The organism is Glutamicibacter sp. NPDC088483 (assembly GCF_044753145.1).
Classification (GTDB): Bacteria; Actinomycetota; Actinomycetes; order Actinomycetales; family Micrococcaceae; genus Glutamicibacter.
In genome coordinates, this window is sequence record NZ_JBIVMP010000001.1 from 545,099 (window position 1) to 567,977 (window position 22,879).

Sequence of the window (22,879 nt, forward strand, 5' to 3'; positions counted from 1 at the left end):
CTCTACTTCGCCTCCTCGACCTTCAGCAGGTGTGGGACCTTGTTGACCATGCCAACAGTCACAGGATCGGCGGTGCGAACAACGGTGTGACCGATGCGCTTCAGACCCAGCGAGCGAACAACGTCGCGCTGGCTCTGGTTTCCACCAATGATGGACTTGACCTGGGTGATTGCCAGCTTGGCATCGCTTGGAACAATGTTCTTAGCCATTGATTAAGCACCTGCCTTCTGGGCCTGGATGTGACGCAGCATTGCTGCTGGTGCAACCTCGTCCAGCGGAAGACCGCGGCGAGCTGCAACAGCTTCAGGCTCTTCCAGAGCCTTCAGTGCAGCAATGGTGCCCTGAACGATGTTGATCTGGTTCTGCGAACCCATCGACTTCGACAGGATGTCGTGGATGCCTGCGCATTCCAACACGGCGCGCACTGGGCCACCGGCGATAACACCGGTACCAGGAGCTGCTGGACGGAGCAAGACAACGCCAGCGGCGGCCTCACCCTTGACCAGGTGTGGAATGGTGGTGCCAACGCGTGGAACGCGGAAGAAGGACTTCTTGGCCTCTTCTACGCCCTTTGCGATAGCAGCAGGAACTTCCTTGGCCTTACCGTAGCCAACGCCGACCATACCGTTGCCGTCGCCAACGACCACAAGTGCGGTGAAGCTGAAGCGACGACCACCCTTGACGACCTTGGAGACGCGGTTGATAGCTACAACGCGCTCAAGGAACTTGTCCTTGTCTTCGTTGCGGCTATCCTTCTGGTCGCGACCACGACCGCGGCCTTCGCCACGTCCACGGCCTTCACCACGACCGCGGCCTTCGCCGCGACGGGATCCTGCGTTCTCGGTAGCGGGAGCCGATGCAGTCTCGACTGCTTCAGTAGCTTCAGACACCTGAGTTTCCTTCTTGTTAGTTGCTTCGCTCACAGTGCCAGCCCACCTTCACGTGCGCCGTCAGCAACAGCAGCCACGCGACCGTGGTACTTGTTGCCACCGCGGTCGAAGACAACTGCTTCGATGCCAGCAGCCTTGGCGCGCTCTGCAACGAGCTCACCAATGCGCTTGGACTTTGCGGTCTTGTCGGCATCGCTTGCGCGAAGATCTGCTTCCATGGTCGATGCGCTGGCCAGGGTGATACCCTGCGAGTCGTCTACGATCTGTACGAAGATGTGACGAGCCGAGCGGTTGACAACCAGGCGTGGACGAACGGAGGTACCAACGATGTGCTTGCGCAAACGCTGATGACGACGACCGCGCTGAGCGGACTTGCTCTTGCCCTTGATTCCGATAGCCATGATTACTTACCAGCCTTTCCGACCTTGCGGCGGATGATCTCGCCAGCGTAGCGAATGCCCTTGCCCTTGTAAGGCTCGGTCTTGCGCAGCTTGCGGATGTTAGCGGCAACTTCACCGACGTGCTGCTTGTCGATACCGGCAACGGTGATCTTGTTGTTGCCCTCGACCGAGAAGGTGATGCCTTCAACGGCAGCAACCTTCACTGGGTGCGAGTAGCCCAGAGCAAGCTCCAGCTCGGCACCCTTAGCCTGTACGCGGTAACCGGTACCGTGGATTTCGAGCTTCTTCTCGTAACCATCGGTTACACCAGTGATCATGTTGCTGATCAAGGTACGGGTCAGACCGTGCAGCGAACGAGCCTCGCGGGAGTCGTTCGGGCGGCTGACGGTAACAGTGTTCTCGTCCTTGGCAACGGTGATTGGAGCCTTAACGGTGATCGAAAGTTCACCCTTAGGACCCTTGACGGCGACCAGCTGGCCGTCGACGTTCAACTCAACGTTGGCAGGTACGGAAATCGGAAGACGTCCAATACGTGACATTGTATGTTTCCCCTTTCCCGTTACCAGACGTAGGCGAGGACTTCCCCACCCACGCCCTTCTTTGCAGCCTGACGGTCAGTAAGCAGACCGGAGGAGGTGGACAGGATAGCGATACCAAGACCACCGAGCACGTGAGGCAGGTTGGTGGACTTTGCGTAAACGCGAAGACCTGGCTTGGAGATACGGCGTACGCCAGCGATCGAACGCTCGCGCGATGGGCCGTACTTCAAAGTGATAGTCAGAGTCTTGCCGACTTCTGCTGCTACTTCCTCGAACGAGGCGATGTAGCCCTGTTCCTTGAGGATGTTAGCAATGCGCACTTTCAGCTTGCTCGACGGCATCGACACAGTGTCGTGGTAAGCCGAGTTGGCGTTGCGCAGACGAGTCAGCATATCTGCGACTGGATCTGTCATAGACATGTGGGCTTCAGCCCTTCCTCGTTACGGTTTCCTTAGCGGACCTGTAACGTAGTGAGATTAGTTGTTGGTCTTGAATGGGAAGCCCAGAGCCTTAAGCAAGGCACGGCCTTCGTCATCAGTCTTGGCGGTGGTAACGACAGTGATGTCCATACCACGTACGCGGTCAACCTTGTCCACATCGATTTCATGGAACATCGACTGTTCGGTCAGACCGAAAGTGTAGTTGCCATTGCCATCGAACTGGCGGTCGCTCAAGCCGCGGAAGTCGCGGATACGAGGCAGTGCCAGGGTGATCAGGCGGTCGACGAATTCCCACATGCGATCGTTACGCAGGGTGGTGTGGGTACCGATTGGCATGCCTTCGCGCAGCTTGAACTGTGCGATCGACTTGCGGGCCTTGGTAACCACTGGCTTCTGACCGGTAATTGCGGTCAGGTCGCGTACGGCGCCTTCAATGAGCTTCGAGTCCTTGGCTGCTTCGCCAACACCCATGTTCACGACAACCTTGGTCAGGGATGGTACCTGCATTGGGTTGGCGTAGTTGAACTGCTCCTGCAGGGCAGGGCGGATGTCAGCTGCGTACTTAGCCTTCAGACGTGGCTGGATCTTGGTGGCTGCTTCAGTCATTACAGATCCTTTCCGGAAGCCTTGGCGTAACGAACGCGTACAGTCTTGGACACGCCGTTCTTTTCTACGGTTTCCTCGCGGAAGCCGACGCGGGTTGGCTTCTTGGTCTCTGGGTCAACCACTGCAACGTTGGAAACGTGCACTGGAGCCTCGACAACCTCGATGCCGCCGGTGGTCGAACCGGATTCGGTCTGACCTGCCTTGGTGTGCTTGGTGACGCGGTTAACGCCTTCGACCAGCACGCGGTTGGACTCGGTAATGACCTTCAGGACCTTGCCCTGCAAGCCACGTTCCTTGCCAGCGATGACCTGAACCAGGTCACCCTTCTTGATCTTTGCGCCCATGGTTACAGCACCTCCGGAGCCAGCGAAACGATCTTCATGAACTTCTTGTCACGAAGCTCGCGGCCCACTGGGCCGAAAATACGAGTACCACGAGGATCGGCAGCGTCACCCTTGAGGATCACTGCAGCGTTCTCGTCGAACTTGATGTAGGAACCGTCTGCACGACGGATTTCCTTCTTGGTGCGAACGACGACTGCCTTTACGACGTCGCCCTTCTTTACGTTGCCGCCAGGAATTGCATCCTTGACGGTAGCGACAATGGTGTCGCCAATGCTTGCGTAGCGACGCTTCGAGCCACCAAGAACACGAATGGTAAGGATTTCCTTAGCACCAGTGTTATCGGCAACCTTAAGTCGCGACTCCTGCTGAATCACTTCTTACTCCTGTCGTCTCGCTGGTTCTCATGAATGAGCCTTGCGGAACGGATATGGTCTCCACGATACGTATCGCTTACCCCCACTGGCGCGGGCGCACCGAATGCTGATCCCAAATGCCGGCAGGGCCGAGGCGTAAAATATCGAGGCTGCACTTGCGCGGCCAAACGGATTTGGACCGCACTGCATTATGTCGAAGGTGGATAGTCCCCGGGCATGATGCGCACAGATTCTTAAGTCTAGCCTAGAGTGGCGCGAATCCGAAATGGTGTGGTAAGAGAAAAGCGAGCGTCGTTCGTCACACCAAGGACACCGCAGATTCGCTGAATTTCGGGGTTTTGGTACTGCCATCCAGCTGGGCAACTGGTCGCTTGCGGTGGCATCAGAGTGCCATTCGAGGTAGCCCATGCGCCACAGAAGATAAAAAGCGGCTGAATCGCCAAAAGTGAAATTATTTTTCGGTCAGCCCTGGGCAGCTCCAGCATCCGGCCGTCACCGGCAGGAATCATTGCTCAGCGACGGAATTCGACCGTGGCGCTCACCGCAAGATGATCCGAGCCGTCGATGATGTGAGAAGAAGAGCCCGTGATGGACAGGCCCCTCGCCACGATATGGTCAATGCCGATCAATGGCGGGAAGCTCCGGCTGGCTGGCCAGGTCGCGCGGGGCCAGATTCCATCAGCCTGCGCATACCCGTGTCCCAGGGCACGGAATCCTGGATGGGAGCGAACTGAGTTGAAGTCGCCAGCAAGGATAACGGGATGATCACGCTGCTGATTCGACCAGTCGATGACTGCTTCCAAGCCCTGCCTCCATCGTTGCGCATCGCCAACCGGCGGATAGACATGGATGCCGGCCACCCGCACGATCCCACCGGGTGCCTGCACATCGGCAACCGGCAAGGAGTACCAACCGGTGTCCGCTGAATCCAGATCGGTGGAGCGTTCCTGCAATGGGTACTTTGAGAAAATCACGGTATCCCGTTCTCCCCCGGCGGGTGCCTCTTGGCTCCGATAGCCAAATCCATCCAGCGCGTCCAGCCCTGCGAGTTGCTGGTGCATTGGTTCGCTGGTTTCAACAAGGACGAGAATCTGCGGATCCGTGTCCCTGATCAGTTCAGCGAGCTGCGCCGGATTCGCTCCTGCCTTCAGGGCATTGAACGATAGGAGAACCAGCTCGGAGCTGCCGTTTCCGGTCTGGCCAGCGGGAGAGCTCCATTGCACGTTGGGCAGTGTACCGCAGAGCAGGAACACCAGCACGAACCCGCTGATGAGCCATTGCTTGCGCAGTAGCCCGATAACCAGAACCACTGCCGGGAAGAGCAACAGATATGGCTGGAATGCCTGAAGCTTGGGAATCAATCCTGCACCGGGGAAACCCAGATACGGGAGTATGCCTATAGCTAGGGAAGCAACAAGAAGCGAACCCATAGGCCATCCCAGGGAAGGTTTTCGGGCACGCGTCATCGTCATCATCATCCGAGCCTATTCGAAGCAGATGATAATTCCGGCAAGGACACTTCCGCCTAGGTACGATAGCGGCTCGATGCGATTGCGACTGCCCTTGGCTTCTTCATGACTGCTGCGAGGCCCACTGCGCGACGCGCTGGGCGCTCTCTTCCAGCGACAGGTCTTCCACCCTGGACATGATGGACCAGCGCACACCGAAGGGATCCAGAATCGAAGCGAAGCGGTCACCCGAGACGAAGTTGCCCAGTGGTTCTCGGATACTGGAACCGGCAGCCTCGGCCCTGGCCACCACCTCATCTGCGTTTTCGCAGTAGAAACCCAAGGAATAGCAGGCATTCGGCGAAGCTGGCGGGCTGACTAGTCCGTAGGCCGGCGAAGGTTCCCCGATCTGCAAACGGCCATTGCCGAATGCAATTTCTGCATGCACGACAACGCCTCCCATTTCGGTGGAATCTACCATTGTCGCACCGAATACTTCTTCATAGAATCCCAGCGCTGCCCTTGCGTTGGGCACAGCCAAGAATGGCGTCAGACTGGTGAATCCATGAGGGACACCGGCAGTTGTATGCATTCCCGTCACACCTTGCGTGACTTCATCTTGATTTTCCATGTCCCTAGGCTAAGTCTGTGTGGCACGCTGGTTCTTGTAGATATGCGACAACCTGCACGGGTGGTAGAGGCCATGGAATCAGCACCGGATCCGCGAGGCGTTCTCTATCCTGCCCGGCTACCGGCAATCGAGCGATTCTCCCCCGGTCCAGGACTGCAGGAATTGGTCTCCTGGTTTTGGCTGGTGGATTGGAACATCGCGCCCGGACGTACCTCACGGCAAGAACTCCTGCCCTTTCCGCAAATGAATCTGGTTATTGAGCCAGGAGGCATTACGCTTTCCGGCCCGGCCAGCGGCGCTTCGCACCGCGACCTGGCCGGGAGCAGTTGGGCAGTCTCCGCCTTGTTGCGCCCAGCGGCTGCGCAGGCTCTCAATGTGTCCCCCGCAGAGTTGCTGGACCAGGAAATCCAGTTCAGCGCACCTGGGCTGCTGGCCTCGATAACAAGGATGAAGACTCAACCCGGCCACGGGAACTCCGGTTCGGCCTGTGCCGAGCTCTTCGATTCGTGGCTCACCGCTCACCTTCCAGCAGCCACAAGTTCTGGCCTCCAAGCTAATAAGCTGCTCGACACCGTCGCAGCGGAGCGCGGAATCGTAAGGGTCTCCCAACTGGCCCATCGCTTGTCGCTCAGTACACGCAGTCTGCAACGGATTTCGGAAAGGTATTTGGGACTGGCTCCGCTGGCGGTGATTCGGCGGTACCGTTTGCAAGAGGCTGCTCATCGGCTGCGCGCAGACACTGCAGTTTCTATCGCTGGCATCGCAGCGGAAATGGGGTATGCGGATCAAGCCCATCTAGCGGCAGACTTCCGCAAAGTCTTGGGCTACTCCCCTGATACCTATCGAAAGGGCCGGACCTAGTCCGGCAGTACCGCCGCCACGGCACTGATTTCAACCAGCGCACCTGGCACACCGAGCTTCGCGACGAAGGCTGCAGACACCAGGGGTGGTTCAGTGGCTGCCAACTGTTCGCCTATGGCTCCATAGACGCTGATGACGTCGGTTCCTTCCACCAGCAGCACGTTCCACTGCACAACATCCTGGAATCCCGCGCTGGCCGCCGCCAGTGCGAGCTTGGCGTTTCCCAGTGCCTTGGTCGCCTGCGTTGCGGCATCCCCGGCTCCGATCAGCTGCCCTGTGCCGTCTACAGCGTTCTGCCCGCCAACATAGATAGTCGTGGCACCCGGCTGGACGATGGCTACGTGGCTGAAAGCTGGGGAGTTGACAAGGCCAGCGGGACGCAGTTTCCTGATCTGTTCCATAGTCCAGTGTGGCATTTTATTCACTGCTTTTTAAGACAGAAATGCCCCGAACTCTTCTTGCGAAGTGTTCGGGGCATTCTTCAATCACGAGATCCGTGAAATCGAAGCGAAAGCTTACTTAGCCTTCTCCACGATCTCAACGAGACGCCAGCGCTTGTCAGCAGACAGCGGGCGGGTCTCAGCGATGACAACCAAGTCGCCGATGCCGGCGTCGTTGTTCTCGTCGTGAGCCTTCACGTTCTTGTTGCGACGCATGACCTTGCCGTAAAGGGCGTGCTTAACACGGTCCTCAACGTCTACGACGATGGTCTTCTGCATCTTGTCAGATACCACGTAACCACGGAGGGTCTTGCGGTCGTTACGCTCGGTAGCGTTATCCACACCGTTCTCCTTCTCGCTCATTACTTGGAATCCTTCTTGGTTTCTTCAACCGGAACAACGACATCCTGACGAATGCCCAGCTCGCGCTCGCGCAGCACAGTGTAAATGCGTGCAATATCGCGCTTGATGGTCTTCAGGTTCCCGTGGGAATCCAGCTGGCCGGTAGCCGACTGGAAACGCAGGTTGAACAGTTCTGCCTTGGCCTTCTTCAATTCCTCGTTCAAACGAGCGGTATCGAAGCCGTCCAGGGACTCAATGCTAAGGTCTTTCGAGCCGATAGACATCCCTATTCACCACCTTCACGACGCACGATGCGTGCCTTCATTGGCAGCTTGTGGATTGCAAGACGCAATGCCTCTTTAGCTACCTCTTCACTGACGCCACCGAGTTCAAACATGACTCGTCCTGGCTTTACGTTGGCGACCCACCACTCCGGCGAACCCTTACCGGAACCCATGCGGGTTTCGGCAGGCTTCTTGGTAAGCGGACGGTCTGGGTAGATGTTGATCCAGACCTTACCGCCACGCTTGATGTAACGGGTCATGGCGATACGAGCGGCTTCGATCTGACGGTTAGTCACGTAAGCCGGGGTCAACGCCTGGATGCCGTACTCACCGAAAGCAACGGTGGTACCGCCCTTGGCAGCACCCGAACGCTTTGGGTGGTGCTGCTTGCGGAACTTCACACGACGTGGGATAAGCATTTAAGCCTGTCCTCCTTCCGCAGCCGGAGCTGCAGCGCCCTTGCGATCGTTACGACGACGGCGTTCGCCGCCACGTGGACGGTCGTTGCCGCCACCGCGGCCGCCACGAGCTGGAGCAGCAGCCTGCTGTGCAGCCAGTTCCTTGGCGGTTACGTCACCCTTGTAGATCCAGACCTTCACGCCGATACGGCCGAAGGTGGTCTTGGCTTCGAACTTGCCGAAGTCGATGTTCGCGCGCAGGGTGTGCAGTGGCACACGGCCTTCGCGGTAGAACTCCTTGCGGGACATTTCTGCGCCGCCAAGTCGACCGGAGCACTGAACGCGGATGCCCTTGGCACCAGCGCGCATTGCCGACTGCATTGCCTTCTTCATCGCACGGCGGAAAGCCACGCGGGAAGCAAGCTGCTCGGCGATGCCCTGGGCGACCAGCATGGCCTCCATGTCAGGGTTCTTGACCTCGAGGATGTTCAGCTGAACCTGCTTCTTGGTGAGCTTTTCCAGCTCGCCACGAATACGGTCAGCTTCTGCACCGCGACGACCAATGACGATACCTGGACGTGCAGTGTGGATATCCACACGTACGCGGTCACGGGTACGCTCGATCTCGACGCGGGCGATGCCAGCGCGATCCATGCCGTTAGACAGCAGGGCGCGGATCTGGACATCTTCCTTCACGTAGTCAGCGTAACGCTGGCCTGGCTTGCTGGAATCAGCGAACCAGTGGGAAACGTGATCGGTGGTGATGCCGAGACGGAAACCGTTCGGGTTAATCTTCTGTCCCATTTAGTTCTCCCCACCCTTCTGCGTGGTTGAAACAACCACAGTCACGTGGCTGGTGCGCTTCTTGATCTGGAATGCGCGACCCTGTGCACGCGGCTGGAACCGCTTCATGGTCGGACCTTCGTCAACAAACGCTTCGCTGATAAACAGCTCGTCCTCATTGAATGCTTCACCTGCGCGGTCCGCGGCGGCACGGGCGTTAGCCACTGCCGATGCGACAACCTTGTATACCGGCTCCGAAGCTGCCTGTGGGGCAAACTTCAAGATGGCCAGTGCTTCGTTGGTCTGCAGACCACGAACAAGGTTGACGACGCGCCGGGCCTTCATAGGCGTTACGCGGATGTGACGCGCAATTGCCTTGGCTTCCATTGCTATCCTTCTCTCGTCTATCGAAGAAGTGCTAAGCGATACTAGTACCCTTGCGGGGCCTAGCGGCGCTTGCCCTTCTTGTCGTCCTTCACGTGGCCACGGAACGTACGGGTTGGGGCAAACTCTCCGAGCTTGTGTCCAACCATCGATTCGGTTACGAACACAGGAATGTGCTTGCGACCGTCGTGTACGGCGATGGTGTGTCCCAGCATGTCCGGGATGATCATCGAACGGCGGGACCACGTCTTGATGACGTTCTTGGTGCCCTTATCGTTTTCAGCAACGACCTTTAGGAACAGGTGCTGATCGACGAAGGGGCCTTTCTTCAGGCTGCGTGGCATGTTTCCAGGCTCCTATCGCTTGTTCTTGCCGGTCTTGCGGCGACGCACAATGAGCTTGTCGCTTTCCTTGTTTGGACGACGGGTGCGTCCCTCACGCTTACCGTTAGGGTTGACCGGGTGACGACCACCGGAGGTCTTGCCCTCACCGCCACCATGTGGGTGGTCAACTGGGTTCATGACAACACCGCGAACGGTTGGGCGTACGCCCTTCCAGCGCATACGGCCGGCCTTGCCCCAGTTGATGTTGATCTGCTCAGCGTTGCCAACTTCGCCGATGGTTGCGCGGCAGCGCACATCAACGTTGCGGATTTCACCCGAAGGCAAACGCAGCTGGGCGTAGCGGCCCTCACGGGCTACCAGCTGGATCGATGCACCAGCGGAACGAGCCATCTTAGCGCCGCCGCCTGGGCGAAGCTCAACAGCGTGAATCACGGTACCAACCGGGATGTTACGCAGTGGCAGGTTGTTGCCTGGCTTGATGTCGGCGCTTGCGCCGGCCTCAATTGGGTCACCCTGCTTGAGGTTGTTCGGTGCGATGATGTAGCGCTTGGTGCCGTCCACGTAGTGGAGCAGTGCGATACGAGCGGTACGGTTCGGGTCGTACTCGATGTGAGCGACCTTTGCCGGAACGCCGTCCTTGTCGTGACGACGGAAGTCGATAACACGGTAGGCGCGCTTGTGTCCGCCACCCTTGTGACGGGTGGTGATCTTACCGGTGTTGTTACGGCCGCCTGACTTGGTCAGGGGACGAACCAACGACTTTTCCGGAGTCGATCGGGTGATTTCTGCGAAGTCGGCTACCGACGAGCCGCGAAGGCCCGGGGTAGTCGGCTTGTACTTACGAATTCCCATTATTAATATTCCTCGTTAAAGTGGTCTCCGCTTAGGAAAGCGGACCGCCGAAGATGTCAATCGAGCCGTCCTTCAAGGTGATGATGGCGCGCTTGGTGCTCTTGCGCGATCCCCACCCGAAGCGGGTGCGCTTGCGCTTACCAGCTCGGTTGATGGTGTTTACGGAGTCAACCTTGACGTTGAAGATCGCTTCAACGGCGTACTTGATTTCCGACTTGTTGGAGCTTGGTGCCACCTCGAAGGTGTACTGACCTTGATCGATCAGACCGTAGCTCTTTTCCGATACGACAGGTGCGATGACCACGTCGTGTGGAGCCTTTGAGAACGCGCTCACTTGGCTTCCTCCTTCTGGACCAGGGCATCGAAGGCAGCCTTGGTGAAGACTACGTCATCCGAAACCAGAACATCGTAGGTGTTCAGCTGGTCGACGTACAGAACGTGCACATTGACGAGGTTGCGAACCGAAAGGGCTGCAACATCGTTGGCGCGATCGATGACGACAAGCAGGTTCTTGCGCTCGGTGAGCGAACGCAAGGTAGCCAGAGCATCCTTGGTCGAAGGCGTTTCGCCAGCAACCAAGTTCTCAATCACGTGAACGCGATCGAAGCGTGCGCGATCAGACAGGGCGCCGCGCAGTGCAGCAGCCTTCATCTTCTTCGGGGTACGCTGCGAGTAATCACGTGGGGTTGGACCGTGGACAATGCCACCGCCGGTCATGTGCGGAGCACGGATCGAACCCTGACGGGCGCGGCCGGTACCCTTCTGCTTGAACGGCTTGCGACCTGCACCCGAAACCTCGGAGCGGTCCTTGGTCTTGTGGGTACCCTGGCGGGCAGCAGCAAGCTGTGCAACGACAACCTGGTGCAGCAGCGGGACGTTGGTCTGTACGTCGAAGATCTCTGCAGGCAGTTCGACGTTAAGTGCCTTAGTCATTTACTTATGCTCCCTTCACGGCGTTGCGTACGAGAACGACGCGGCCGCGGGCGCCTGGAACGGCACCCTTGATCAGCAGGAGGTTCTTCTCAGCGTCGATAGCGTGAATGGTCAGGTTCTGAGTGGTAACACGCTCAGCACCCATGCGACCAGCCATCTTCTGTCCACGGAAAACGCGACCTGGGGTCGATGCGCCGCCGATGGAACCTGGCTTACGGTGGTTCTTGTGAGCACCGTGCGATGCGCCAACACCGTGGAAGTTGTGACGCTTCATAACGCCGGCGAAGCCCTTACCCTTCGAGGTGCCTACGACGTCGACCTTCTGGCCGGCTTCGAAGACCTCTACGGAAAGTTCCTGGCCTGCGGTGTACTCGGCAGCGTCTGCAGTGCGCAGTTCTACCAAGTGGCGACGTGGGGTGACGCCAGCAGCCTCGAAGTGACCAGCCAGTGGCTTGGTGACCTTGCGAGGATCGATCTGGCCGTAGCCGATCTGAACTGCGGTGTAGCCATCGCGCTCTTCGTTGATGAGCTTGGTGACAACGTTGCTATCAGCCTGCACGACGGTGACAGGGATCAGGTTGTTGTTCGAATCCCAAACCTGGGTCATGCCGAGCTTCGTGCCCAGCAGGCCCTTGAAATTACGGGTTGCGGTCATAGTTTTCTCGCCACCTCCCCTTAAAGCTTGATTTCGATGTTGACATCCGCTGGCAGGTCGAGACGCATCAGCGAATCAACAGCCTTCGGGGTCGGATCGACGATGTCGATCAGACGCTTGTGCGTGCGCATTTCGAAGTGCTCACGGCTGTCCTTGTACTTGTGTGGCGAACGGATAACGCAGTACACGTTCTTCTCCGTTGGCAGCGGCACTGGGCCGACTACGGTTGCGCCTGCGCGCGTGACCGTCTCAACGATCTTCCGGGCCGAAACGTCAATGACCTCGTGGTCATACGACTTCAGCCGGATGCGGATTTTCTGTCCCGCCATGGCGTCATGCCTCTTTCTGTTAGCACTATCTAAAGTTTCTGTGCCTATATACGGGTCCTTGCAGACCGGCACGCCTTGCTCTGCGGCTGAATCCGGATCAGATCCGGGTTCCTCACCCGCAGGAGGCTCCGACCCCCGCGCTCGGGCGTGTCGTGAAATTTTCAGTCACAACACTCCCACAAAGTTTTCACTTTATCGAAGGGCCTTATAGTTTGAAGCAGTCGTATCGATCCCGAACCCCAGGCATTATCCTGCGTGAGAGTCGATCCCGGTCGTTCAAACCAGACCGGTTACCCCATAAATGGGGACCGGGTTGCATTGAAGCAACTTATCTAGTCTGACAGGTCGGCAACGATCGCGCAAATCTTTTATGCCTATCCGCGCCCGTGATCTTGACCTCACACCTGGCGCGGCCCGTCCTGCCCGGACGGCTCCTGCCCCGCAGGGATCGGTGGATCAACAGGGTTTTGCGGCCTCACCGGCAGCGAATTCTGCTTGTCGACCTTCACCAGCTTGAAGACCGCGGCCGCAATCAGCCCCAAGCCAATGACCACCAGCCAGAGGAATGCCAAATCGCGCAGGAACCACAAGACGGACAAGGTGATAGCCGCCGCACCCCACCAAATGAACAACCGCTCCCCCAGCTTCAAGCCCCAGGCCACCAATCCACCGAAGAAGACCAGGCCGATCGCCTGCGCAACACCATTGGATTGGACCAGTGCGGCGAGCAAGGCCAGGCTGCCGGCCACCGAGGCGGCCAGCAGGTATGCCCTCTCCAATCGCGCGTTGGCCCTGATATTGCGCCACGCGACCAGCACTACTGCAACAATGCAGGCGTAGGCCGCCAAGTTGCTGGCCCGCGGTGTGCCAAGGATCTGGGCATAGCTGCCCAGCGCCAGCAGCGCGCCCAGGAGGATGAAGCCGTCCACCGCGTAGGGCACCAGCCGCCGCGGAAGTTCAAAGAGCCGCACCAGCACCGCAACGCCGAAGACCAGCAGCGCTCCGCCAGCCACCTGCCAAATCGCACCGCCATCCAGATGGGCGATGCCACCGGCCAGCAACAGGGCCAGGAGCATTGCCGCGAAGTACAAGCGCGAGGAGCTGCCGGGCGGATCGGCATGGAGGTAGCCGGATTCCGGATAGCCGGGAATTGGATCCTTCATTCGCCCATGGAAGATTGCCAGCAGGTACAGCGCGAGGCCCGCGCCAACCAGCGCCCATGCGGCATCCATCGGTGCTAGCACCACTGCCCCACCGGCTTGCCGCACCTCGAAGACTGCACGCAGGATAGCGACGCACAGCATGATGGCGGCTCCGGCCGCGTACCAGGCGCTCTTGCGCGTGTGCACCAGCAGGATGAAGCCGAGGGCCAGCAGCAGGTGCGCACCCACTGCCCACCACGACCCCGCCTGCCACGCGGCGGCCCACGCCGCCGGAAGGAAGATGGCCAGGCCCAGGGCTATCGAGTACGACTTGTTGGCGCGCAACCGCCGTTCAAGCACGAGTGCCGCCAGGCTCAGGGCCAGCAGCATGGCGCAAGCAACCTGGGAACTCCACCACGTAGAGCGGACCCATCCGGTCGCATCTTCCATGGCCAGTGCCGGAATGCTGATCAGCAGGATCAGTGCCAGGATCGGGGCAAATAGATAGAGCTGTCGCTTGGCCACCGTCAAGCTGGTCTCGGCCTTGAACGCGGCCAGCCCGTGCAGCCCGAAGAATAAGCAGGCCAAGAGGATCGTTCCCCGATCCATGCCGCCCGCGAACTGCCCGTAGGGCAGCGTCGCCAGTGGAATGCCAGCCAGCAGTCCCACTGCCATCCAGCGCAATTCCCGGCGCAGTGCTTTGCCGTCGCGGATGCTAGCCAGCAAGCGGAGCAGCTGCGGGACGGCTATCGAAACCAGCAGCAGGCAGAACCGGCCATGGATGTCGAATTCCATGCTGTAGGCAATCCACCACACCATGGAACTGAAGAGCACTTGGGCCAACGCTGCATAGAGGATCTTCCACCGCGTATTTGTGCTGCGGCGCAAGCTCCAGATGAAATAGCCCAAGGTTGCCGCCCCGATGAGGATTGCCAGCGGCCAGATCTCCTTGCCGAAGCTGAGCGCATAAAGCCCCATCAGCAGGCAGGCCGCAACGACATTGATCGGCTGTTCCAGCTCGGGGCGCTGTGCAGGAATATCGCGAAGCCGCCAACCCGAGGCAATGACCAGGCCAACTGCGAGCACAAGGCCAGTGATGAACCACGCCAGCCCGCCGATACCCAGGAACACCACGGTGCTTTCGCTGGCGTAGGAATAGTCGCCAGCGGTTGTCAGCAGGCGCAGGCTGAAGAGCAGCACCACGCCAAGCAAAGCCGAAGCGCCCACCCGTCCCAGCCGGTGCCCCTGCGCCATGCCGGAATCCAGCACGGCACGGCTCGCCAGATTCGCCGCCCACAAGATGAACAGCACGAAGAGCACCGCAATCAACGGGGATGAGCCGTCAGGATTTCCATAGTCCCCAGCCGTGAGCTCATCAAGCGCAGCACCAAGCACGCCTGCGCCAACCAGGGTAACGACCCAGCGCGCATGGAGCGTCATTTCCCTGCGCAGGTTCCGGGCGTTGCGCTGAGCCAGCGAAAGCCCGAGCAGGGCCAGGGCGAATACCACCAGCGGGCGCCAACTGTGGTTCTGCATATCTACCAGCGCCACCAGGGGAAGAACCGCGATGACTCCAACTTCCAGCTTGGCGCTGCGCAGCAAGCCGGGAATGCCCAGCGCCATGAAGATCGGAACCGCGATGTAGCTGAGCACGAAGGCCTCGAAGCCCTGCGCGTAGAGAAACGCGCCGATCACCGAAGCCACCGCTAAGCACCACAGCACCGCACGTTCACTTTGCAGGTGCCTGCGTGCCAATCCCAGCCTCTGCTGGTAGCCGGTGGAGCAGAGCAATACCGCTACGGCTTGGAGCCCGAAGGCGAAGGCGAGCACCAGCCAGCTGCTCGTTGCGGAGAAACCGAGGTAGTTGCAGCCGGCCACGAGCATCGCCATGAAAGCAGCGCGGGCAGCGTAGGTGCGCAGCAGCCGCAGGTTGGGCAACAGCCTGACGCTGAGCAGCAACTGGGCGGTGAGCAACGCGAAGATCCAGAACAAATCCCGGCTGGCGAGCATCTCCAAGAGGATCACCGAGAGCGCAAAGACAAACGCAGGCAGCAGCTGCGCGGTGCCGTGCAGGGCCCGGAAGAAGATTGAGTGGCGGATCCTTTCGCTGCGTACCGCCAAGAGCATCAGCGCAATTGAGAGCACCAGCAGGATCAGCATGTAGTAGAGGACGCCACGCTGCATCGCGGCCGCGCCGGCCATGGCGCTGCTGACCAGAATCAGCACGGCAACCCACGCCAGAACACGGGACTTGAACGTCAGTGTTGCGTAGCCCACGGCTAATGTGCCGATGGCTGAGAAAACCAGCCAGGTCGCCGGGCCGGATATGTTCACCGTGCTGTAGGTAGCGATGGCGCACAGCGGCAACAAAGCCAGCCCGGTGCCGGCAAAGGCGGCTCCTGCCGGACGCAAGGACGGTTTCACTGCGAAGGTGACCAGGCCTCCGCCGTAGAAAGCGGCAGACAGCAGGAATAAGGCGATGAGCTTTGACAGTGGCGGAAGCGCGAAGCTCAGGAAGAGTGCGCCGGCGGCAACGATCATCAGGGCCGCGACGTACAGCGTGATGTTGATGTTGCGCAGTTCGCGCTCGCGTTTGGTGAGCACCTTGATTGGCTTAACCGGTGCAGCAGGCTGGAGAGTGGCCGTGGGGAGCGGCGCGCGGTACGCGGGGGCAGCACCGGCCGCCGATGGCTGGAGGTATGGCTGGCTGGAAGGTGCCATCGATGCGGCCGGCGCTGCATCTTTGCGGCTTGCAGGCTGCGCTTCGAGCGGCTGTGCGGGGACCCCCGGCGCTTGGGCAGCAGCCGGTGCCGAGGCACCCGGCGGCCCGGGTTGCCCCAGGTACTTCACTGCCTCGTCGTAGCCTTGCTGCCACGCTTCGCCCAGCGCATCAAGCTGCTGCTGGCTTTGCGATTTATCCCGACTCCCCTGGCGCCGGCCGAGGCCGAAAGCCAATAGGACCAAGATGATAGAAACGATGATCCAGCCCATCATTGATGCCACTCCCCCACTTAGCGAATTGTCGCGCCCTCCAATTAGACCACCTTCTAGATATATTCACTAGCTGAGGCTCGTATTTAACGAAAAAAATCCCCCAGCACAAAAGTGCTGGGGGATTCTTTTCAGTTCACTAGGGAACTACCTCATCAAGTAGAGACTACTTGGTGATGGTGGTTACCTTGCCCGAACCAACGGTGCGGCCGCCTTCGCGAATTGCGAAGCCGAGGCCCTCTTCCATGGCGATTGGCTGGATCAGCTCAACCGACATTTCGGTGTTGTCGCCAGGCATAACCATTTCGGTGCCCTCTGGGAGGGTGATAACGCCGGTTACGTCGGTGGTGCGGAAGTAGAACTGCGGACGGTAGTTCGAGTAGAACGGGTTGTGACGTCCGCCTTCGTCCTTCGACAGGATGTAGACGTTAGCTTCGAAGTTGGTGTGTGGGGTGATCGAGCCTGGGGCTACGATAACCTGGCCACGCTCAACATCGTCGCGCTTCAGACCGCGAAGCAGCAGACCACAGTTCTCGCCAGCCCATGCTTCGTCGAGCTGCTTGTGGAACATCTCGATACCGGTAACGGTAGTCTTCTGGATTGGGCGGATGCCAACAATCTCAACTTCCGAGTTGATAGCCAGGGTGCCACGCTCGGCGCGACCGGTAACAACGGTACCGCGGCCGGTGATGGTGAAGACGTCTTCAATTGGCATCAGGAATGGCTTGTCGCGGTCGCGAACTGGGTCTGGAATGAAGCTGTCAGCTGCATCCATCAGTTCCTCGATAGCTGCAACCCACTTTGCGTCGCCTTCCAGAGCCTTCAGGCCCGAAACGCGGATCACTGGAGCGTCATCGCCATCGAAGCCCTGCGAGGACAGAAGTTCGCGAACTTCCATCTCCACGAGCTCGAGCAGCTCTTCGTCATCAACCATGTCCGACTTGTTCAGTGCAACCATCAGGGTTGGAACACCAACCTGACGGGCCAGCAGAACGTGCTCACGGGTCTGAGCCATCGGGCCATCGGTAGCGGCAACAACGAGGATTGCGCCGTCCATCTGAGCAGCACCGGTGATCATGTTCTTGACATAGTCAGCGTGACCTGGAGCGTCTACGTGTGCGTAGTGGCGCTTCTCGGTCTGGTACTCGATGTGCGAGATGTTGATGGTAATACCGCGCTGGCGCTCTTCCGGTGCCGAGTCGATGTTAGCGAAGTCGCGCTGTTCGTTCAGGTCTGGGTACTTGTCAGCCAGAACCTTGGAGATTGCCGCGGTCAGAGTGGTCTTACCGTGGTCAACGTGACCGATGGTACCAATGTTGACGTGCGGCTTGTTGCGCTCGAACTTTGCCTTTGCCACAAGTTCCTCCTAGAAACATTTACAGAAGACATTCTTCGTCTGCGCGGTTCGCAAACGAACTAGAAATAGTCTACTGGGGGCTTGGATAATTTAGGAAATTCCGGTCCTCTGCGGGGCCTGCATTGTGATGCAAATCCCTCGTTGGCCGTTTGCGGTGCCGGCTCCGTTTTTCAACGGAACCGGCCCGCGATCGGCCACTTCCCCGCTAAGGGGGTCACGGCCAGGTTTTTATACCGAGGCGATTACTCGCCGCGGGACTTCTGGATGATCTCGTCGGCAACTGCCTTCGGGACCTCAGAGTAGCTGTCGAAGGTCATCGAGTAAACTGCGCGACCCTGGGTCTTCGAACGCAGGTCACCAATGTAACCGAACATTTCCGACAGTGGCACACCAGCGCGGATGACCTTGACGCCAGCAGCGTCGGACATCTCGCTGATCGAACCACGACGGGAGTTCAGGTCGCCGATAACGTCGCCCATGTACTCTTCCGGGGTACGGACTTCAACAGCCATCAGCGGTTCAAGCAAAACAGGGTTAGCGCGGCGTGCGCCTTCCTTGAATACCTGCGAACCAGCGATCTTGAAGGCCATTTCCGAGGAGTCGACATCGTGGTAAGCACCATCGATGAGGGTAGCCTTGACACCGACCAGTGGGTAGCCTGCGAGGATACCGTACTGCATTGCGTCCTGGATACCAGCGTCAACGGATGGGATGTACTCACGAGGAACACGACCACCGGTCACGGCGTTCTTGAACTCGTAGGTGACGCCGTCAACAACTTCCAGAGGCTCGAACGAGACCTGGACCTTTGCGAACTGACCCGAACCACCGGTCTGCTTCTTGTGGGTGAAGTCAACCTTCTCCACAGCCTTCTTGATGGTTTCGCGGTATGCAACCTGTGGCTTGCCAACGTTTGCTTCCACACGGAATTCGCGCTTCATGCGGTCAACCAGAATGTCCAGGTGAAGCTCACCCATACCGCCAATGACGGTCTGGCCGGTGTCTTCGTTCAGGGACACGGTGAAGGTTGGATCTTCCGCCGACAGCTTCTGGATAGCGGTCGACAGCTTTTCCTGGTCACCCTTGGTCTTTGGTTCGATGGCCACAGAGATCACTGGATCCGGGAAGCTCATCGACTCGAGAACGATTGGGTGGGCTGGATCACATAGGGTGTCACCGGTGGTGGTGGCCTTCAGTCCGATTACAGCGTAGATGTGACCTGCGTGGATCTCGTCTACCGGATTCTCCTTGTTGGAGTGCATCTGGAAGAGCTTGCCTACGCGTTCCTTCTTGCCCTTGGTGGAGTTCAGCAGCTGTGCGCCGGACTCTGCCTTGCCGGAGTAAACGCGGATGAAGTTCAACTGGCCGAAGAACGGGTGAGCGGCGATCTTGAACGCAAGTGCCGAGAACGGTGCGTCCTCCGAAGGCTCGCGGGTCAGCTCAACTTCTTCGTCCTTCGGATCGTGACCGATGGTGGCGCCAACGTCCAGTGGGTTCGGCAGGAAGTCGATGACTGCATCCAGCATTGGCTGAACGCCGCGGTTCTTGAAGGCCGAACCACAGAATACTGGGTAAGCTTCCGAGTTCACGGTCAGCTTGCGGATGCCAGCCTTGAGTTCCTCAACGGAGATTTCTTCACCTTCGAGGTACTTCTCCATGAGCTCTTCGGATGCCTCAGCGACATCTTCAACCAGCTTGGCGCGGTACTCTTCAGCACGCTCAACCAAGTCGGCAGGGATTTCGCGGGTTTCGTAAGCAGCGCCCATGGTGACGTCACCCTTGGAGTCGCCTTCCCAAACGAATGCCTTCATGGACAGCAGGTCAACGACACCGGTGAACTCGGACTCGGAGCCGATTGGCAGCTGCATAACCAGCGGCTTGGCACCAAGGCGCTGGATGATGGTATCTACGGTGAAGTAGAAGTCAGCGCCCAGCTTGTCCATCTTGTTGACGAAGCAGATACGTGGAACGTCGTACTTGTCAGCCTGGCGCCAAACGGTCTCGGACTGAGGCTCAACGCCTTCCTTGCCATCGAAGACGGCAACGGCGCCATCGAGCACGCGCAGCGAGCGCTCCACCTCAACGGTGAAGTCAACGTGGCCCGGGGTGTCGATGATGTTGATCTGGTTCTTGTTCCAGAAGCAGGTAACAGCAGCGGAGGTAATGGTGATACCGCGCTCTTTTTCCTGTTCCATCCAGTCGGTGGTCGAAGCACCGTCGTGGGTTTCACCGAGCTTGTGGTTCACACCCGTGTAGAAAAGGATGCGCTCAGTAGTAGTGGTCTTACCGGCATCGATGTGAGCCATGATGCCGATATTGCGGACCTTGTTAAGGTCAGTAAGCACGTCCTGTGCCACGTTGTCTCCCTATAAGGTGAGGCCGGAATTGCTGGGCATCGGTTGATGCCCAGCTTTTCCGAGCGGTTCTTACCAGCGGTAGTGTGCGAAGGCCTTGTTGGACTCGGCCATCTTGTGAGTGTCTTCGCGACGCTTCACAGCGGCACCCAGACCGTTCGATGCGTCCAGGATCTCGTTCATCAAACGCTCGATCATGGTCTTCTCGCGGCGAGCCTTCGAGTAGCCAACCAGCCAGCGCAGAGCCAGTGCGGTTGCACGGCCTGGCTTGACCTCAACAGGAACCTGGTAGGTAGCGCCACCGACGCGGCGGGAACGAACCTCGAGGGCTGGACGGATGTTGTCCATAGCCTTCTTGAGGGTCGAAACAGCGTCGGCGCCGGACTTTGCTGCGGCACCTTCGAGTGCACCGTAAACAATGCGCTCTGCAGTGGACTTCTTGCCGTCTACGAGAACCTTGTTGATCAGCTGGGTGACCAATGGGGATTCGAAGACTGGATCAGAAACTAGTGGGCGCTTTGGCGCCGGACCCTTACGAGGCATTACTTACCATCCTTCTTTGCACCGTAGCGGGAACGAGCCTGCTTACGATCCTTCACACCCTGGGTATCCAGAGCACCACGAACAATCTTGTAGCGAACACCTGGAAGGTCCTTTACACGACCACCGCGAACGAGCACGATGGAGTGTTCCTGCAGGTTGTGTCCGACACCTGGAATGTAAGCGGTCACTTCGACGCCACCGGCAAGGCGCACACGTGCGACCTTACGCAGAGCCGAGTTTGGCTTCTTCGGGGTGGTGGTGTACACACGGGTGCACACGCCACGGCGCATTGGGTTGCCCTTAAGGGCAGGGGCCTTGGTCTTGACGACCTTAGGCGAGCGGCCCTTGCGGACCAGCTGCTGAATAGTAGGCACTTTCGTGTCCTTCCATTGTCTAAGTTCTTCGGCAACACGACGAAAACGCCTAAGCCTAGAAAAGTTTTAGCGCTTCGCAATGTAGCTAGCTGCTTGCTTTACCGCGCACTCAGAATCAAAAGTCCCTAGGCGTGCGAAAGTGTGGCATTCGTTGCGCAACCTACCCGCAACCCGGACGGAGTCCATTTTGCCACACATAAAACAATTGATCCCAGTCTAGCATTAATCCACCGAGCCACCATGTACAGTAAGCTATCTCACCGACCTGGCAACTCTTGGCCCCCGCCGCCATCGAGACGGTTTGGGTAGTGACTACGCTATCGACCCCAGCTGAACGCCACGGGACCGCCAGATGAAAACCACCTGAATCCACAGCCGCCGCCAATGGCGTGTTGTGGCCGTAGCCACGTCACACCAGATGTTTCATCGCCCAGAGGACAAATCACCCTAAACCGGCTCTACTAGCCGGCGGCAGGCACGCCAATCTGCATCAGACGCTGGGCATTAGCATGGTAGTCTTTCACGACATTCCGGTTATGCAGTTCCAGGATGGCTTCGTCATTGCGGCGCAGGCTGGTGGAGTTGTAGTTATGGCTACCGGTGAAGACGAAAGACGCATCCCCGCGGCAGCCTTCCGAAGAAGCCACCTCCCGAAGGCCGGAAACCACCAGATACTTCGAATGAATGCGCCCTGTAGTCGAGCTGTCCTCTACTGAGCGACGGCTGATCCCTGCGGCATCCAGGATATTGGCAACCTGCGCCCCGACCGGCCCAGCAGCTACTGAGACAGCGCAGCCTTGGGTTTTCAGCCGGGCCAGTTCCTCAGCGATGGCGGTGCGTGTATCGTCCCATTCGCTCATGACCACTGCCGCCGAGCTGTTCCTGTTTTTGCACTCCAGCCGCGCGAGCCGCTGCGCTACCGGATCATCGGCGGCAGCTGGGAAGAACCGGACTACCGATGCCCCAGCCGGGCCGCGCGAAGCCACTGTCTTGTTGTAGTCTGGCGACTGTTCCATGCGCGCCAAATCGGCATGGTAGGACCGATAGGCATCGTACAAACCATCATCGCCGGTCACGGTCAGCGCGTTGTTCCAGTAGCTGGTGTGATTCACGTCGGTGACATTGGCAGAAGCCTGCACTACAACATTTTCCTGCCCACCCAGCGCTGAGAACAGCACGAACTTGTTGTGCATGCCTTTGGTTCCCTGGCAAGAACTGGTGTTTCCCTCAGGCGACTGGTGGGAGCACACCGCTACCCACGATCCTGAGCTCATATCTGTGCCCAGCGTATTGATGAGCCTCGCTGCCGGAGCCTTGGAGATTTGCCACCCGTCGATGACCACCTGTATTTCTACCCCGCGCGCATGTGCTGCGAGCAACTGGTCCACGTAGTCTTCGCCGCTCTCCCCCGAAATCACGAAAGCCGCCAGCTTAATGGTTGATCCTGCATAGGCCTGCTTGAAGTACGAGCACAGGCGCTCGGACACTGCTCCGGCCCGGCCTTCTAGCGGATCGGAGAAGACCGCTCCGGTTTCAACCTTGGCCAACGGCGCTGCCGCGCAGGGGGTCTCGGGCTGCTTGCCAGTTTCGATCCGCTGCGTGGCATGGGCCGGCATGGAATTGAACAGCAGCGCGAGGATCATGGCGCCGGTTGCAGCGGCTTTCAATGTTTTACTCAACTTCTCACCTTTTTCTGGCATCAATCGGCGACGGGAGCGGAATTTGCTGATGTCCCCGAGGTCTGGCCGGCTCGGCCGCGCCGCATGGGTGGAAGGCGTCCCATGGAACGCATCGCTCCGGCAACTGAACTTTTTCATGCACCGGTGATAATTGCGTGTCC

The 22,879-nt window shown here is 58.9% G+C and carries 29 protein-coding genes; 1 reads left to right on the forward strand and 28 read right to left on the reverse strand.

Annotation, left to right across the window (positions count from 1 at the left end; genetic code table 11):
- Positions 1-2 precede the first annotated feature (2 nt).
- The 10 genes from rpmD to ACIP6G_RS02660 all read right to left on the reverse strand — a co-directional run bounded on the left by rpmD (position 3) and on the right by ACIP6G_RS02660 (position 5,673).
- The gene (rpmD, locus tag ACIP6G_RS02615) at positions 3-209 is read right to left on the reverse strand and encodes a 50S ribosomal protein L30 (protein ID WP_073705901.1); all 207 of its coding nucleotides are present in this window, start codon (positions 207-209) and stop codon (positions 3-5) included.
- Positions 210-212: 3 nt separating this feature from the next.
- Positions 213-890 (reverse strand): 30S ribosomal protein S5, encoded by a 678-nt coding sequence (gene rpsE, locus ACIP6G_RS02620; protein WP_181148849.1) that lies wholly within the window; start codon positions 888-890, stop codon positions 213-215.
- Between the two features lie 29 nt (positions 891-919).
- Positions 920-1,291 carry a 50S ribosomal protein L18 gene (rplR, locus tag ACIP6G_RS02625; protein WP_105657654.1) on the reverse strand — a complete coding sequence of 124 codons (372 nt, stop codon included), beginning with the start codon at positions 1,289-1,291 and terminating at the stop codon, positions 920-922.
- A gap of 2 nt (positions 1,292-1,293) precedes the next feature.
- Positions 1,294-1,830: a 50S ribosomal protein L6 gene (rplF, locus tag ACIP6G_RS02630; RefSeq protein WP_105657655.1), complete on the reverse strand. Its 537-nt coding sequence runs from the start codon at positions 1,828-1,830 to the stop codon at positions 1,294-1,296.
- 20 nt (positions 1,831-1,850) lie between these two features.
- The gene (gene rpsH, locus ACIP6G_RS02635) at positions 1,851-2,249 is read right to left on the reverse strand and encodes a 30S ribosomal protein S8 (protein WP_013349671.1); all 399 of its coding nucleotides are present in this window, start codon (positions 2,247-2,249) and stop codon (positions 1,851-1,853) included.
- 57 nt (positions 2,250-2,306) lie between these two features.
- Entirely contained in the window at positions 2,307-2,876 is a 570-nt protein-coding gene (rplE, locus tag ACIP6G_RS02640) for a 50S ribosomal protein L5 (RefSeq protein ID WP_038992189.1), read from the reverse strand.
- Positions 2,876-3,220 (reverse strand): 50S ribosomal protein L24, encoded by a 345-nt coding sequence (gene rplX, locus ACIP6G_RS02645; protein ID WP_013349673.1) that lies wholly within the window; start codon positions 3,218-3,220, stop codon positions 2,876-2,878. Before rplX ends, rplE begins: the two co-directional genes overlap by 1 nt.
- A gap of 2 nt (positions 3,221-3,222) precedes the next feature.
- Positions 3,223-3,594: a 50S ribosomal protein L14 gene (rplN, locus tag ACIP6G_RS02650; RefSeq protein WP_013349674.1), complete on the reverse strand. Its 372-nt coding sequence runs from the start codon at positions 3,592-3,594 to the stop codon at positions 3,223-3,225.
- Between the two features lie 512 nt (positions 3,595-4,106).
- Entirely contained in the window at positions 4,107-5,024 is a 918-nt protein-coding gene (locus ACIP6G_RS02655) for an endonuclease/exonuclease/phosphatase family protein (protein ID WP_400288520.1), read from the reverse strand.
- Positions 5,025-5,166: 142 nt separating this feature from the next.
- The gene (locus ACIP6G_RS02660; protein ID WP_332730658.1) at positions 5,167-5,673 is read right to left on the reverse strand and encodes a VOC family protein; all 507 of its coding nucleotides are present in this window, start codon (positions 5,671-5,673) and stop codon (positions 5,167-5,169) included.
- A 72-nt stretch (positions 5,674-5,745) separates the two neighbouring features.
- Here ACIP6G_RS02660 and ACIP6G_RS02665 point away from each other — a divergent pair, with 72 nt between their 5' ends.
- Entirely contained in the window at positions 5,746-6,534 is a 789-nt protein-coding gene (locus tag ACIP6G_RS02665; RefSeq protein ID WP_400288522.1) for a helix-turn-helix domain-containing protein, read from the forward strand.
- Here ACIP6G_RS02665 and ACIP6G_RS02670 read toward each other — a convergent pair.
- From ACIP6G_RS02670 to ACIP6G_RS02755, 18 genes are all read right to left on the reverse strand, one after another.
- A complete protein-coding gene (locus tag ACIP6G_RS02670; protein ID WP_400288524.1) occupies positions 6,531-6,950 on the reverse strand; it encodes a RidA family protein in 420 nt (139 codons plus the stop codon). The genes ACIP6G_RS02665 and ACIP6G_RS02670 overlap by 4 nt on opposite strands.
- 99 nt (positions 6,951-7,049) lie before the next feature.
- On the reverse strand, positions 7,050-7,337 hold the full coding sequence (gene rpsQ, locus ACIP6G_RS02675) for a 30S ribosomal protein S17 (RefSeq protein WP_105657660.1): 288 nt from the start codon (positions 7,335-7,337) through the stop codon (positions 7,050-7,052).
- A complete protein-coding gene (rpmC, locus tag ACIP6G_RS02680) occupies positions 7,337-7,600 on the reverse strand; it encodes a 50S ribosomal protein L29 (protein WP_105657661.1) in 264 nt (87 codons plus the stop codon). The genes rpsQ and rpmC overlap by 1 nt, the downstream gene beginning before the upstream one ends.
- A gap of 2 nt (positions 7,601-7,602) precedes the next feature.
- Positions 7,603-8,019, reverse strand: coding sequence for a 50S ribosomal protein L16 (gene rplP / locus ACIP6G_RS02685; RefSeq protein WP_105657662.1), 417 nt, complete (start codon positions 8,017-8,019; stop codon positions 7,603-7,605).
- Positions 8,020-8,802: a 30S ribosomal protein S3 gene (gene rpsC, locus ACIP6G_RS02690; protein ID WP_013349682.1), complete on the reverse strand. Its 783-nt coding sequence runs from the start codon at positions 8,800-8,802 to the stop codon at positions 8,020-8,022.
- The gene (gene rplV / locus ACIP6G_RS02695; RefSeq protein ID WP_013349683.1) at positions 8,803-9,168 is read right to left on the reverse strand and encodes a 50S ribosomal protein L22; all 366 of its coding nucleotides are present in this window, start codon (positions 9,166-9,168) and stop codon (positions 8,803-8,805) included.
- A gap of 59 nt (positions 9,169-9,227) precedes the next feature.
- On the reverse strand, positions 9,228-9,509 hold the full coding sequence (rpsS, locus tag ACIP6G_RS02700; protein WP_013349684.1) for a 30S ribosomal protein S19: 282 nt from the start codon (positions 9,507-9,509) through the stop codon (positions 9,228-9,230).
- Between the two features lie 12 nt (positions 9,510-9,521).
- A complete protein-coding gene (rplB, locus tag ACIP6G_RS02705) occupies positions 9,522-10,361 on the reverse strand; it encodes a 50S ribosomal protein L2 (RefSeq protein ID WP_105657663.1) in 840 nt (279 codons plus the stop codon).
- Positions 10,362-10,392: 31 nt separating this feature from the next.
- Positions 10,393-10,695: a 50S ribosomal protein L23 gene (gene rplW, locus ACIP6G_RS02710; protein WP_013349686.1), complete on the reverse strand. Its 303-nt coding sequence runs from the start codon at positions 10,693-10,695 to the stop codon at positions 10,393-10,395.
- Positions 10,692-11,294 (reverse strand): 50S ribosomal protein L4, encoded by a 603-nt coding sequence (rplD, locus tag ACIP6G_RS02715; protein WP_105657664.1) that lies wholly within the window; start codon positions 11,292-11,294, stop codon positions 10,692-10,694. The genes rplW and rplD overlap by 4 nt, the downstream gene beginning before the upstream one ends.
- A 4-nt stretch (positions 11,295-11,298) precedes the next feature.
- Entirely contained in the window at positions 11,299-11,949 is a 651-nt protein-coding gene (rplC, locus tag ACIP6G_RS02720) for a 50S ribosomal protein L3 (protein WP_013349688.1), read from the reverse strand.
- Between the two features lie 20 nt (positions 11,950-11,969).
- Positions 11,970-12,278, reverse strand: coding sequence for a 30S ribosomal protein S10 (gene rpsJ, locus ACIP6G_RS02725; protein WP_013349689.1), 309 nt, complete (start codon positions 12,276-12,278; stop codon positions 11,970-11,972).
- 398 nt (positions 12,279-12,676) lie between these two features.
- On the reverse strand, positions 12,677-16,414 hold the full coding sequence (locus ACIP6G_RS02730) for a hypothetical protein (protein ID WP_400288531.1): 3,738 nt from the start codon (positions 16,412-16,414) through the stop codon (positions 12,677-12,679).
- 163 nt (positions 16,415-16,577) lie between these two features.
- Positions 16,578-17,768, reverse strand: coding sequence for an elongation factor Tu (gene tuf, locus ACIP6G_RS02735; protein ID WP_105657666.1), 1,191 nt, complete (start codon positions 17,766-17,768; stop codon positions 16,578-16,580).
- Between the two features lie 242 nt (positions 17,769-18,010).
- Entirely contained in the window at positions 18,011-20,125 is a 2,115-nt protein-coding gene (fusA, locus tag ACIP6G_RS02740) for an elongation factor G (protein ID WP_105657667.1), read from the reverse strand.
- 69 nt (positions 20,126-20,194) lie between these two features.
- Entirely contained in the window at positions 20,195-20,665 is a 471-nt protein-coding gene (rpsG, locus tag ACIP6G_RS02745) for a 30S ribosomal protein S7 (RefSeq protein ID WP_096256908.1), read from the reverse strand.
- Entirely contained in the window at positions 20,665-21,039 is a 375-nt protein-coding gene (rpsL, locus tag ACIP6G_RS02750; protein ID WP_013349694.1) for a 30S ribosomal protein S12, read from the reverse strand. Before rpsL ends, rpsG begins: the two co-directional genes overlap by 1 nt.
- A 461-nt stretch (positions 21,040-21,500) precedes the next feature.
- The gene (locus tag ACIP6G_RS02755) at positions 21,501-22,718 is read right to left on the reverse strand and encodes a phosphatidylserine/phosphatidylglycerophosphate/cardiolipin synthase family protein (protein WP_400288535.1); all 1,218 of its coding nucleotides are present in this window, start codon (positions 22,716-22,718) and stop codon (positions 21,501-21,503) included.
- Between the last annotated feature and the right edge of the window lie 161 nt (positions 22,719-22,879).